10 protein-coding genes are annotated in these 12,468 nt (G+C 61.6%); 6 read left to right on the top strand and 4 right to left on the bottom strand.

Features of this window, described 5'->3' with window-relative positions; all coding sequences use genetic code 11:
* Positions 1–2: 2 nt before the first annotated feature.
* The 3 genes from xdhC to xdhA are packed head-to-tail and all read right to left on the bottom strand — an operon-like array spanning position 3 to position 4,635.
* Complete coding sequence (xdhC, locus tag MUY21_RS03620) at positions 3–995, bottom strand: xanthine dehydrogenase accessory protein XdhC (RefSeq protein WP_248409006.1); 993 nt, start codon at positions 993–995, stop codon at positions 3–5.
* The gene (gene xdhB / locus MUY21_RS03615; RefSeq protein WP_248409005.1) at positions 992–3,268 is read right to left on the bottom strand and encodes a xanthine dehydrogenase molybdopterin binding subunit; all 2,277 of its coding nucleotides are present in this window, start codon (positions 3,266–3,268) and stop codon (positions 992–994) included. The genes xdhC and xdhB overlap by 4 nt, the downstream gene beginning before the upstream one ends.
* A complete protein-coding gene (xdhA, locus tag MUY21_RS03610; protein ID WP_248409004.1) occupies positions 3,265–4,635 on the bottom strand; it encodes a xanthine dehydrogenase small subunit in 1,371 nt (456 codons plus the stop codon). The genes xdhB and xdhA overlap by 4 nt, the downstream gene beginning before the upstream one ends.
* Between xdhA and MUY21_RS03605 the strand changes: the two genes are divergently transcribed.
* From MUY21_RS03605 to dnaE, 3 genes are read left to right on the top strand one after another with little or no spacing between them, the layout of a single operon-like run.
* Positions 4,634–4,807, top strand: a complete 174-nt coding sequence (locus tag MUY21_RS03605; protein WP_248409003.1) for a hypothetical protein — start codon at positions 4,634–4,636, stop codon at positions 4,805–4,807. The two genes, xdhA and MUY21_RS03605, sit on opposite strands and share 2 nt — an antisense overlap.
* Positions 4,808–4,857: 50 nt before the next feature.
* Positions 4,858–5,220, top strand: a complete 363-nt coding sequence (locus MUY21_RS03600) for a VOC family protein (RefSeq protein WP_248409002.1) — start codon at positions 4,858–4,860, stop codon at positions 5,218–5,220.
* Positions 5,221–5,267: 47 nt separating this feature from the next.
* Complete coding sequence (dnaE, locus tag MUY21_RS03595) at positions 5,268–8,789, top strand: DNA polymerase III subunit alpha (RefSeq protein ID WP_248409001.1); 3,522 nt, start codon at positions 5,268–5,270, stop codon at positions 8,787–8,789.
* A 68-nt stretch (positions 8,790–8,857) separates the two neighbouring features.
* Here dnaE and MUY21_RS03590 read toward each other — a convergent pair whose 3' ends face one another.
* A complete protein-coding gene (locus MUY21_RS03590) occupies positions 8,858–9,052 on the bottom strand; it encodes a SlyX family protein (protein ID WP_248409183.1) in 195 nt (64 codons plus the stop codon).
* A 147-nt stretch (positions 9,053–9,199) separates the two neighbouring features.
* On the opposite strand from MUY21_RS03590, the gene hisS reads away from it, so the two are divergent.
* Genes hisS through hisG form a run of 3 tightly spaced genes read left to right on the top strand, consistent with a single transcriptional unit; the run spans position 9,200 to position 12,466 of the window.
* Complete coding sequence (gene hisS, locus MUY21_RS03585; RefSeq protein ID WP_248409000.1) at positions 9,200–10,675, top strand: histidine--tRNA ligase; 1,476 nt, start codon at positions 9,200–9,202, stop codon at positions 10,673–10,675.
* Complete coding sequence (locus tag MUY21_RS03580; protein ID WP_248408999.1) at positions 10,668–11,771, top strand: ATP phosphoribosyltransferase regulatory subunit; 1,104 nt, start codon at positions 10,668–10,670, stop codon at positions 11,769–11,771. Before hisS ends, MUY21_RS03580 begins: the two co-directional genes overlap by 8 nt.
* A complete protein-coding gene (gene hisG, locus MUY21_RS03575; RefSeq protein ID WP_248408998.1) occupies positions 11,768–12,466 on the top strand; it encodes an ATP phosphoribosyltransferase in 699 nt (232 codons plus the stop codon). Before MUY21_RS03580 ends, hisG begins: the two co-directional genes overlap by 4 nt.
* Positions 12,467–12,468: the final 2 nt, after the last annotated feature.

Here is a 12,468-nt window from a genome sequence, read left to right as displayed (position 1 = left end):
CCTCAAGTGTCAACAGCGCGTTTTGGTGGCGCGTATCCCCTGTCACCGTGCATTCCCCTGTTGTTTTTTTCGTTATCGGCCACGCTGCCAAGTAGCGCGGCGGCAACCCCGATTGCAATGGCGTGTGGGGTCTTTCCAAGGCCCGGATCTCCGATCGGGCAGCGAATACTGTTGATCTGTTCGACATCGTGGCCAAGACCGGCCAACCGCTTGCTGAACCGTGCCCATTTGGTCGCAGACCCGATCAGTCCGGCGCTGGCAAAGGGTCGTGACAAGATCGCGTGGCACAGGTCCAGATCAAGGCTGTGGCTGTAGGTCAGGACAAGGTGATGTGCGTTCTGCGGGGCCAACCCGACCGCCCGCGCGGGATGGGGTGTCGGCAAAGTCGAGACATTCGCAGGGACACATGCTGGAAACCGATCGACCGCAGTGTCGATCCAGGTGATGGCAAGATTGGGCAGCGGGGACAAAACATCGACCAGCGCCCGCCCGACATGCCCGGCGCCATAGATCCAGACGGGTGTGTCGGGCCGGGACACGGGTTCGATCATCCAGCCATGCAAAAGTTGTGGGGCAGGGCGCAACCCTTTCGACCGCGCCTGGTCCAGCACGCGTTTCACCGCCAAGGGTGTGGCGTCCAATGGCACGACCGGTCGCGCAACGATATGGTCCCGCGCCAGGCTTGAAAGATCATCCGCCGCGAAACACTCGGTCAACAGAGTGACCGCCCCGCCGCAGCATTGGCCCAGATCTGGACCAAGCGGCATGCGTTTCAGAGCAGCGCGTTCGCCATTGGACAACAGTGACCGCGCGGCGATGGTGGCGCGATATTCCAGCTCCCCCCCACCGATTGTGCCGCTTTGCCCGTCCCGCCAGACCAGCATGGATGCCCCCACTTCGCGTGGGGTTGAACCGGCGGTGTCTGCAACGACCACGCGGGCGACGGGACCGTATCGGGCGATGGTATCTGCCAGCTGGGTCAGGTCAAAGCTCATCCAGTGCGCACCCGTTCGATGGCGTCCAGAATTTCCTCGGCGGTCGCCGGGGCGTTCAGATCGTGATAGCCGTCGCCACAGGCCGACACCGCATCCGCCAGCGCAAGCCACGCGGAAACACCCAGCATCAAGGGGGGTTCACCCACCGCCTTTGAGCGGAACACCGTGTTCTCGTGGTTGGGCTGGTCCCACAGATCGACATTGAACACGCGCGGCCGGTCGGAACAGGCCGGGATCTTGTAGGTCGACGGCGCATGGGTGCGCAGCCGTCCTTTGTCATCCCACACCAGCTCTTCCGTGGTCAGCCAACCCGCCCCCTGCACATAGCCGCCTTCGACCTGCCCGATGTCAATCGCGGGGTTCAGACTGCTGCCCGCGTCATGCAGGATGTCGGTGCGCAGGATACGGTTTTCACCGGTCAGCGTGTCTATGACCACCTCGGTCAGCGCGACACCATGGGCAAAATAGAGGAAGGGACGGCCTTGGCCCTTGGCCCGATCCCAGTTGATACCGGGCGTCTTGTAAAAGCCCGTGGCCGACAGGCTGACCCGCGTCTCATAGGCCGAGGCAGCGGCGTCGGCAAAGCTGATGGTCTTGCCGTTCGGGCCGTGCAGCATACCATCCTCGAACGAAATGTCTTTTGTGCCACATTGCCAAAGCCCGGCGATATGCTCGGCCATACGATCGCGTATGGTCAGGCACGCTTCCTGCACCGCCATCCCGTTCAGGTCCGACCCCGACGACGCCGCGGTGGCGGATGTATTGGGCACTTTCGCGGTATCGGTCGCGGTGATCCTGACCGCCTCGGTGGGCACACCGAAGCTGCGGGCGGCGACCTGCGCGACCTTCAGAAACAGCCCTTGCCCCATTTCGGTGCCGCCATGGTTCATGCGGATCGACCCATCGGCATAGACATGCACCAAAGCGCCCGCCTGGTTCAGATGGGTCAGCGTAAAACTGATCCCGAACTTGACCGGCGAATAGGCAAGGCCCTTTTTCAGAACCGGGTTTTCGGCGTTGAACCTGTCGACACCGGCCCGCCGCGCAGCGTAATCCGCGCGTGCCAACAGGGCGTCGGTCATGGCCGGGACGTGAAAGCCCTCGATCGTCTGACCGTAATGCGTGGTCTGCCCGTCGCGGTAGAAATTGACCCGCCGCACCTGAACCTGGTCCAATCCGCGCGCCGCCGCGATGTGATCCAGAATGCGCTCGATTCCCAGTACACCTTGTGGGCCGCCGAAGCCGCGAAAGGCGGTGGCCGACGCCGTATTGGTTTTCAGGCGATGACTTTCGATTTTGACGGCAGGCAGGTGATAGGCGTTGTCCGCATGCAGCATCGCACGGTCAGCCACCGGCAAGGACAGGTCTTGCGACCAGCCGCAGCGGGCAAGCTGCGTGACCTCCAGCCCCAGAACGCGCCCTTGATCATCAACGCCCGCGCGATAGGTGATGCGGAAATCGTGCCGTTTGCCGGTAATCACCATGTCATCGTCGCGGTCATAGCGCATTTTGCATGGCCGCCCGGTGCGCTGGGCAGCCACGGCACAGGCCACCGCGAGTGCATTGCCCTGGCTTTCCTTGCCACCAAACCCGCCGCCCATCCGGCGGGTCTCAACCCGGATACCGTGCATCGGCACGCCAAGCGCCTCGGCCACCTTGTGCTGAATTTCAGTCGGGTGTTGGGTCGAGCTGTGCACCAACATGTCACCCGCTTCCTGCGGGATCGCCAGTGCGGCCTGACCTTCCAGATAGAAATGCTCCTGCCCGCCCATCTCGAACGACCCGGAAAGCGTGTGGGGGGCGGTTTCTATGGCGTCCGCAGCATCGCCGCGCGACCAGATCACCGGGCCACCTTCGAACCGGCTGTCTGCCTCCATCGCCTCGTCAATGGTCAGGATCGCCGGGCGCGGGTCGATGGTGATCTTGGCTTTCCGGGCGGCTTTGCGGGCAGCAAGATGCGAATTTGCGATCACGAGGAAAATCGGCTGGCCGTGATAGAAAACTTCGCCCTGCGCCAGCAACGGCTCGTCATGGATCGAGGGCGAGACATCGTTGGCATGAGGCAGGTCGATGGCGGTCAGCACATCCACCACGCCCGGCGACTGGCGCACATTTGACAAATCGGCATGGGTGATCACGCCGCGCGCCGTGTCGCTCAGCCCAAAGGCCAGATGCAGACAGTTTGCAGGTGTCGGAATGTCATCGACATAATGCGCCTGGCCAGTCACGTGCAGGCGGGCCGCGTCATGGGGCAGGGGGCGACCAACGCTCATGACTGCACCTCAAGCACCGATGTGGAGTGGCCCTGATCCTCGTGCCAATAACGCAGCAGCATGTTCTGCGCGGTTCGCATGCGATAGCTTGCCGATGCCCGCATATCGGACATTGGTGTAAAGTCTTTTTCAAACGCGGGCAGGGCGGCGCGAACTGTCGCCTCGGACCAATCCTTGCCAACCAACGCGGTTTCGACATGGGATGCCCGTTTCGGAATGCCCGCCATGCCGCCAAAGGCGATGCGCGCATAGGTGATCGTCCCGTCCTGCACAGTGATGTTAAAAGCGCCGAGAACAGCCGAGATATCCTGATCGAACCGTTTGGACAGTTTATACACGCGCAGCCGGTCCGGTTGGCGCGGGAACGAAACGGCTTCGACAAACTCGCCCGGTTGGCGGTCCTGCTTGCCATAGTCGATGAAAAACTGTTCCAACGGGATGGCGCGGCGATCATCGCCGCGTCGCAGATGAAGCGTTGCATCAAGCGCGATCAGCGCGGGCGGTGTGTCCCCAATGGGGGATCCGTTGGCGATATTGCCGCCGATCGTGGCCACGTTGCGCACCTGGACCGATGCGAACCGGCGCAGCATCTCGGCGAAATGCGGGTGGAGCGGGGCGATGACCTTGCGCAAAAACTCCAGCGTGACGCCGGCGCCGATGCGAATGTCCTTATCGCCGATTTTCACATCTTTCAGATCCTTCACCCCGTTCAGGAAGATCACCGGGTTCAGATCGCGCAGCGCCTTGGTGGCCCACAACCCGACATCCGTCGCCCCGGCAATCAGCGTGGCATGGGGTGAGGTCATCAAAGCATGGGCCAAGGCCTCCGATGTTTCCGGCCGCGCGATATCGGCGTGGTCGGCGGCTTCGGGCAAACTGCTGGGGGTCGGGTCGAACCCCTCGGGCACGGGTGTCTGCGCGGCATCCTGGGCGGCGCGGATGATCGGGGCGTAGCCCGTGCAGCGGCACAGGTTGCCTGCCAGCACGTCATCATGGTTCTGATCGTCATTCAGATGCGCAGCGGCCAGGGACATTGTGATGCCGGGTGTGCAAAAACCGCATTGCGATCCGTGTTTCTCGACCATCGCATCCTGGACCGGGTGCAGTTGGTCGCCCTGCGCCAACCCCTCGATCGTGGTCAGGGATTTACCGTTCAACTGGCCCAGAAACAGGATGCAGGCATTGACCGCCTTCGCCCCGTCGCTGTCGGTGACCATGATCGTACACGCCCCACAATCGCCTTCGTTGCAGCCTTCCTTGGTGCCGGTCAATCCCTGGGAGTCGCGCAGCCAATCCAGCGTGGTCCGTGTGGGGTCCACGTCATGCAGCGTCACACTCTCTCCGTTCAGAAGAAAGGCGATATCCATGAGATTCGTCCTGCCGCGTTACCCTGTTGTGGCCCCGGTCTGCCTGCCCTCGATGCGGCGTAGAAAACAGGCGGGGTTTATTTTTCTGTCTATCAAACAAAGCCGAGAATCGCCCTTCTGGCAAGAATTTCCTTCTTCGCAGGCGCAGCAAGGATGCAGCGATTTGATTTGATTTGGGAATGGGCAATATGTATGCAAATGTATGCCAATATTGGAGCGCAAATGATTACGCAACTTCATCACGTTCAGCTGGCCATGCCACAGGGGCAGGAAGCGCAAGCCATCGGCTTTTATTCAGACCTTCTGGGGTTTGTAACGGAATCGAAGCCCAAGGCGCTGGCGGCACGCGGTGGGGTCTGGTTTCGGCAAGGCGACGTGCGCGTCCATCTGGGTGTGGAAACGCCGTTTACGCCGGCGCGCAAAGCCCATCCCGCCTTTCTGTGCGATGAACTTGACGCCTTGGCGCGGCGGTTGGGCGACGCGAAATACCCGGTTGAATGGGATCAGAACCTTGCGGGTTTCAAACGTTTCTATACCGCAGATCCCTTCGGCAACCGGATCGAAATTCTGCACCCCGCCACGTGATCCTTTCTGCGCTTTCCCCCCGCCGGGCGGTCGTCTAGTTTGGCAACATGACGAACCAACCCCGATTCATTCACCTGCGCGTTCATACGGAGTATTCGCTGCTGGAAGGTGCGATTCCGGTCAAGAAGCTGCCGGGTCTGTGCGTGGCGGCGGGCATGCCTGCGGTGGCGATCACCGACACCAACAACATGTTCGCGGCGCTGGAGTTTTCCGTCACCGCGGCTGGGCAGGGGGTGCAACCAATCATTGGCTGTCAGGTCGACGTGGCTTTCGACAAGCCCGCGCCCGGCGAAAAACCTCGCCCTGCCGCGCCGGTCGTGCTGCTGGCGCAGTCCGAGCGCGGGTATGAGAACCTGATGAAGCTCAATTCCTGCCTTTACATCGACAAGGGCGGAGAGCTGCCGCAGGTGAAACTTGATGAACTGGAACGATACGCGGACGGCTTGATCTGCCTGACGGGCGGAGCACTTGGACCGGTCGGCCAGCTGTTGCAAGCCGGCCAAAGACCGAAGGCCGAAGCCCTGATGAAGCGGTTCCATGCCTGTTATGGCGACCGGCTCTATGTCGAATTGCAACGCCATCCCGGTGACGGCGGCCAAACCACACAGGCCGAACGCGCGACCGAGCAGGGCTTTGTCGAGATGGCCTATCAGATGGGCATCCCGCTGGTTGCGACCAATGATGCCTATTTTCCGCAGCAAAAGCTGTACGAAGCCCATGACGCGCTGATCTGCATCAAGGAGGGCGCCTATGTTGATCAGCAGGAAGGTCGACGCCGCCTGACGCCGCAGCATTATTTCAAAAGCCCCGAGGAAATGATCACGCTGTTCGCTGATTTGCCCGAGGCGATTGATAACACGGTCGAGATTGCCCGCCGCTGTGCCTTCATGGCCTATCGCCGCGACCCGATCTTGCCGAAGTTTGCCGATGACGAGGTGCAGGAGTTGCGTCGTCAGGCCAACGAGGGCTTGCAGGCCCGCCTTGCCGTGATCCCCCACGCGGTCAGCGTCGAAGAATACCAGAAACGGTTGGATTTCGAGCTGGATATCATCGAGGGCATGGGCTTCCCCGGCTATTTCCTGATCGTGGCCGATTTCATCAAATGGGCGAAAGATCACGAGATCCCCGTTGGCCCGGGGCGCGGTTCTGGTGCGGGCAGTCTGGTGGCCTATGCCCTGACCATCACCGACCTTGACCCCTTGCGCTACTCGCTGCTGTTCGAACGGTTCCTGAACCCCGAACGTGTGTCGATGCCTGACTTCGATATCGACTTTTGCATGGATCGCCGGGAAGAGGTCATCCGCTATGTGCAAGAGAAATACGGCCGCGACAAGGTCGGCCAGATCATCACCTTCGGAGCGCTTCTGTCCAAGGCGGCTGTGCGCGATGTGGGGCGGGTGTTGCAGATGCCATACGGGCAGGTGGACCGCCTGTCCAAGCTGATCCCGGTCGAAGGGGTCAAGCCTGTCTCGATCGAAAAGGCACTGGCGGATGAACCGCGCCTGCGTGAAGAAGCGCGCGCCGAGGAAGTTGTCGACCGATTGTTGACCTATGGCCAGCAGGTGGAGGGGTTGTTGCGCAATGCCTCGACCCACGCAGCGGGTGTGGTGATCGGTGATCGACCGCTGGATGCGCTGGTGCCGCTGTATCAGGATCCCAAGTCGGACATGCCGGCGACCCAGTTCAACATGAAATGGGTAGAGCAGGCCGGTCTTGTGAAGTTTGACTTTCTGGGCCTGAAAACGCTGACCGTGATCCAGAATGCCGTGGATCTGATCCGTGGACAGGGGCGCGATATCCATACGGGCCCGAATGGTGAAACTCTATATGAACCGCCTGAAGGGACCGAGAACGAGATCAACACCATCCCGCTGGATGATGAAGCGACCTACAAGCTCTATGCCGCCGCCAAGACCGTTGCCGTGTTCCAGGTGGAAAGCAGCGGCATGATGGACGCGCTTCGGCGCATGAAACCCACCTGCATCGAGGATATCGTGGCGCTGGTGGCCCTTTATCGTCCCGGCCCAATGGAGAACATCCCGACCTATTGCGAGGTCAAGAATGGGCTGCGCGAGATCGAAAGCGTGCACCCCCTGATTGACCATATCCTTGAGGAAACGCAGGGCATCATCGTTTATCAGGAACAGGTGATGCAGATTGCGCAGGTCATGGCGGGCTATTCGCTTGGCGGCGCGGATCTGTTGCGTCGCGCGATGGGCAAGAAAATCAAAGAGGCGATGGACGCCGAACGCCCGAAATTCGAGGCTGGTGCGGCTGAGAACGGTGTCGACAAGAAGAAAGCCTCTGAAGTCTTCGACCTTCTGGAAAAGTTCGCCAATTACGGGTTCAACAAATCCCACGCCGCTGCCTATGCCGTGGTCAGCTATCAGACCGCATGGCTGAAGGCGAACCACCCGGTCGAGTTCATGGCCGGCGTGATGAACTGCGATATTCACCTGACCGACAAGCTGTCCGTCTATGCCCACGAAGTGCGGCGGGGCATGGAGATCGAGATCGTGCCGCCCTGCGTCAACCGATCGCTTGAGACGTTCAGCGTTGATCAGGGCCGCGTGGTCTATGGGCTGGGGGCGCTGAAGAATGTCGGGATCGAGGCGATGAAGCTGGTGGTCGAAGGGCGCAAGGTGGACGGGATCGACAAGCCCTTTGCCACTCTGTTTGACTTTGCCCGCCGCGTTGATCTGAAACGTGTCGGCAAACGCCCGATGGAAATGCTGGCGCGCGCGGGTGCATTCGATGAACTGGACCCCAACCGCCGTCGCGTGTTCGACAGCCTTGATGCGCTGGTCAGTTACTCTGCCGCGATCCATGATCAGCGTGCCTCAAATCAGGTGTCGCTGTTTGGCGAGGCGGGTGACGATCTGCCTGAACCGCGCTTGTCCCCGGTGGGCGACTGGTTGCCCAATGAACGGTTGGCCGAAGAACACAAGGCGATCGGGTTTTATCTGTCTGGCCATCCGCTGGATGATTACCTGCCCGCGTTGAAACGCAAGGGGATCATGACCCTGCGCGAGCTGCGCGACAAGGCCGAGCGGTCCGGCGCCGCCGTCGGTAAGGTGGCGGTGAATGTCAGCGGGCTGCAGGCGCGCAAATCCGCCCGGGGCAACCAGTTCTTCCGCCTGAATATCGACGACCCGACCGAGCAGGTGTCGGGCATCCTGTTGTTTGCCGATGATTTCGAAGCCTGCCGCAAGGTCTTTGACGAAACCATGCAGGTGGTCATGCAGTTGGAAGGCCGCTTCGAGGAAGGCCAGTTCGACCCGCGCGGCCGGTCTGTCGCACCCCTGGATGCGGTGATTGCCGATGCGGGTGGCGTGGCGCTGAAGCTGTATCTGGATCAGGCGGACACGCTGACACAGGTGGCGCATTTGTTGCAGGATGCGAGCGAGAAGGCGCGCAATGTGCGGCCTGGCGAAGTTTCTGTCTGTCTGATGGATCCCACCCTGCCCGGCGAGGTCGAGATGACATTGGGCCAGCCATTTCCGCTGAACCCACAAATCAAGGGCGCATTGAAGTCGCTGCCGGGTGTGGTAGATGTGGAAGAGGTGTAAGGGGCTTTGTCCCTCTGCGCTAGCGCGCATTCACCCGAGGATATTTCTAGCCAGAAGAAACCTGGATGTCAGTAATGGGGCGGCCGCTCGTCCCCCAAGACTACACCACCAGAGTTGGCCTGTTCCCGCTCTGCCTCGCGTTCCAACAGCATACGCACCCGGTGGGTCATTTTTGACAGCTCCGTGTCCTGCCGGGCCACAACCTCGTTCAGTTCCTCGACCTGGCGGGTCAGGTGGGCGACGGTTTCTTCCAGTTGAGTCAGGCGATCTTGTGTCATGGGGGCGTGATAGCGTGGTCGCGCGCCCGGGCCCAGCGGTTTTTTCCGTCTGTCCCTGCGGCAGGCTTTCCTTGCCCCCGACGCGCCCATCCGATAGACCGCCCGCGACACTTACCTGAACCGGGACCAGCCATGGCCAAGCAGAAGAAACAGCCCCGCCCCAAGGCCGTAACGCCCAAGGGGTTTCGCGATTATTTCGGCGCAGAGGTGGACGAGCGGAAAGTGATGCTCGACCAGATCGCGGCGGTCTATCATCGCTATGGGTTTGACGCGCTGGAAAGCTCGGCGGTGGAAACGGTAGAGGCGCTGGGCAAGTTCCTGCCTGACGTGGATCGCCCGAACGAGGGCGTGTTCGCCTGGCAGGACGAGGACGAAAGCTGGCTGGCGCTGCGCTATGACCTGACCGCGCCGCTGGCCCGTGTTTATGCGCAGCATCGCAACGACTTGCCCACCCCGTATCGCCGCTATGCGATGGGGCCGGTCTGGCGGAACGAAAAGCCGGGACCGGGACGGTTTCGCCAGTTTTATCAGTGTGACGCGGATACGGTGGGCACCGCGAGCATGGCTGCGGATGCCGAAATTTGCGCGATGCTGGCCGACACGCTGGAAACCGTCGGCATTCCGCGCGGCGACTATGTGGTGCGGGTGAACAACCGCAAGGTTTTGAACGGGGTGTTGGAGGTGATGGGCGTTGACGAAGGCCCTGTTCGGGACGCCGTTCTGCGCACCATCGACAAGTTCGACAAGGTGGGCGAGGCCGGCGTGCGCGAGCTTTTGGGTCAGGGACGGTTGGATGCGTCGGGTGCCTATATTGACGGGGTTGGGCTGTCGGATGAGCAGGCCGAACCGGTGTTGGCTTTTCTGACGTCCAAAGGGAATACCGCGGATCAGACTTTGGCGAACCTGCGCAGGGCGGTAGGCGATAGCGCCATCGGCGCGGAAGGCGTGGCCGAGTTGGAAGAGATTGCGATGCTGCTCGCCGCCCAAGGCTATGGCCCTGACCGCATCGTCATCGACCCTTCGGTGGTGCGCGGTCTTGGCTACTACACTGGCCCGGTATTCGAGGCAGAGCTGACGTTCGAGATCCTCGACGAAAAGGGTCGTCCGCGTCAGTTCGGCTCGGTCGCGGGGGGCGGTCGCTATGACGATCTGGTCAAGCGGTTCACCGGGCAGGCGGTGCCGGCAACGGGTGTATCCATCGGGGTGGATCGTCTGCTGGCAGCCTTGCGCGCCAAGGGGCGGATGGGGGGCAAACAGGTTGGCCCCGTCGTTGTGACCGTCATGGACAAGGCGCGGCTGGCGGATTACCAGGCGATGGTAGGCGAGTTGCGCGGTGCGGGCATCCGGGCCGAGGTGTATCTGGGCAATCCGAAGAATTTCGGCAATCAGTTGAAATATGCTGATAAGCGCGGCTCTCCCGTGGCGATTATCGCGGGGTCTGACGAGTTCGAGGCAGGAAAAGTGCAAGTCAAGGATTTGATCCTTGGGGCCAAGATCGCCGAGAACGCCACGCTTGAAGAATGGAAAGAACGCCCCAGCCAGTTTGAATGCGACCGGTCGGAACTGGTCGCAAAAGTGCGCGAGATCGTCGAGGGCTATGATGGCTGACAAGGCACGCGTCCGGGTTGAGGCCACGCGCTTCCTGTCCTTCTTCGAAGCGCAAGGGGCCTTCGTGGTCGAAGCTGACGTCCTGCAACCCGCCGAAACGCTGCTGGATCTGTATGGTGAAGACATCCGCGCGCGTGCGTTCGTGACCCATGACCCGGATCTGGGCGAGATGATGTTGCGTCCGGATTTCACTGTGCCGGTGGTGCAGATGCACATGGCTGAGGGGGCCGAACCCGCTCGGTATGCCTATATGGGCGAGGTGTTTCGCGCGCAGGATGAAGCCCGACATCGCGCATCCGAGTATTTCCAAGTGGGTTACGAGGTGTTCGACCGTGCAGCGCCCATTGAGGCGGATGCCGAAGTGTTTGCGTTGTTGAAAGAGGTGCTCGCCCCCCTGAACCTGCGCGCTGCCACCGGGGACATGGGGCTGTTGCTGGCCGCCGTGCGTGGACTGCGCACGACCGAGCGCCGCAAGGCGGCTCTTTTGCGTCACATCTGGCGTCCACGCCGATTCCGCGCGCTTCTTGACCGTTTTGCCGGGCGCGCACCCCTGCCAGACGGGCGCGCGCAGTTGTTGGCAGCGGATGATCCTTTCGACGCTGATACGCCCCATATCGGGCTGCGCTCTCCCTCCGAGATTGCCGAACGGGTGGTCGCCTTGCGCGAGGATGCCGTCGCCACCCCGATTTCAGCACAGGAGGTCGAGCTGCTTGACGATCTTCTGGGGTTGCGCGAGACGACGGCGAATGTGTTGGAGCATCTGCGTGACATCGCCGTGGACATGCCCGCGATTGCCGCAGCGGTCGACCGGCTAGAAGCACGTGCCGAGGCGTTGGAGCGGCGTGGTGTCGATGTGGCACGGCTTGATTTCGAAGGCAGCTATGGCCGCACCTCGATGGAATATTATGATGGGTTCGTGTTCGGCTTCTATTCCGAAACGCGGCCGGACCTGCCGCCCGTTGCGACCGGCGGGCGCTATGATGCGCTGACCCGCGTTCTGGGCAACCAGAACGGCGACCGGCGCGACATTCCCGCAGTGGGGGGAGTGATCCGCCCGGAACTGACGCTGGAACTGACAGGCGAGGCGGGGCAATGACCGTGAAGCTGGGTGTTCCGTCCAAGGGGCGGCTGATGGAAAAAACCTTCGACTGGTTCGGGACGGCGGGAATTGAATTGTCGCGGACCGGATCAGATCGTGAATATGCCGCCGCGGTCAATGGGATCGACGGGGTGGAACTGGTGCTTCTGTCGGCTGGGGAAATTCCGCGCGAACTGGCCGCTGGACGTATCCATCTTGGCGTCACCGGGTCAGACCTTGTGCGTGAAAAGCTGGGCGCGTGGAACGAGAAGGTGATCGAGCTTGCGCCGATGGGATTTGGCCATGCTGACCTGATCATCGCGGTGCCGAAATGTTGGGTCGATGTGAACACGTTGGATGATCTGGATGCTGCCGCCGCCGCCTTCCGGGCGAAACATGGGTTCCGGCTGCGCATCGCGACCAAGTATCACCGCCTGATCCGTGATCACCTGCGCGACCACGGCGTGGCCGATTACCAGTTGGTGGACAGTCAGGGCGCGACCGAGGGGACGGTAAAGAACGAAACCGCAGAGGCGGTGGCCGACATCACGTCGACCGGGGAAACCCTGCGCGCCAATCATCTGAAAATCCTGGCTGGCGGGCCGGTGCATAAAAGCCAGGCTACGCTGTTCAAGTCACGCAAGGCTGAGTGGTCGACCACTGAGCGCGCGACGCTGGAAACGCTGTGCCGCAAGTTGGGCATCGACCGCTGAAG

The sequence above is a fragment of the Aliiroseovarius sp. S2029 genome, assembly GCF_023195575.1.
Lineage (GTDB): Bacteria > Pseudomonadota > Alphaproteobacteria > Rhodobacterales > Rhodobacteraceae > Aliiroseovarius > Aliiroseovarius zhejiangensis.
This window is presented reverse-complemented; position numbering and strand designations above follow the sequence as displayed.

Excerpts from the sequence above, each read along its gene's own strand:
- MUY21_RS03600 (WP_248409002.1), top strand. The coding sequence starts at position 4,858 with ATGATTACGCAACTTCATCACGTTCAGCTGGCCATGCCACAGGGGCAG.
- hisS (WP_248409000.1), top strand. The coding sequence starts at position 9,200 with ATGGCCAAGCAGAAGAAACAGCCCCGCCCCAAGGCCGTAACGCCCAAG.
- xdhA (WP_248409004.1), bottom strand. The coding sequence starts at position 4,635 with ATGGATATCGCCTTTCTTCTGAACGGAGAGAGTGTGACGCTGCATGAC.
- MUY21_RS03580 (WP_248408999.1), top strand. The coding sequence starts at position 10,668 with ATGGCTGACAAGGCACGCGTCCGGGTTGAGGCCACGCGCTTCCTGTCC.
- xdhB (WP_248409005.1), bottom strand. The coding sequence starts at position 3,268 with ATGAGCGTTGGTCGCCCCCTGCCCCATGACGCGGCCCGCCTGCACGTG.
- dnaE (WP_248409001.1), top strand. The coding sequence starts at position 5,268 with ATGACGAACCAACCCCGATTCATTCACCTGCGCGTTCATACGGAGTAT.
- hisG (WP_248408998.1), top strand. The coding sequence starts at position 11,768 with ATGACCGTGAAGCTGGGTGTTCCGTCCAAGGGGCGGCTGATGGAAAAA.
- MUY21_RS03605 (WP_248409003.1), top strand. The coding sequence starts at position 4,634 with ATGAGATTCGTCCTGCCGCGTTACCCTGTTGTGGCCCCGGTCTGCCTG.
- xdhC (WP_248409006.1), bottom strand. The coding sequence starts at position 995 with ATGAGCTTTGACCTGACCCAGCTGGCAGATACCATCGCCCGATACGGT.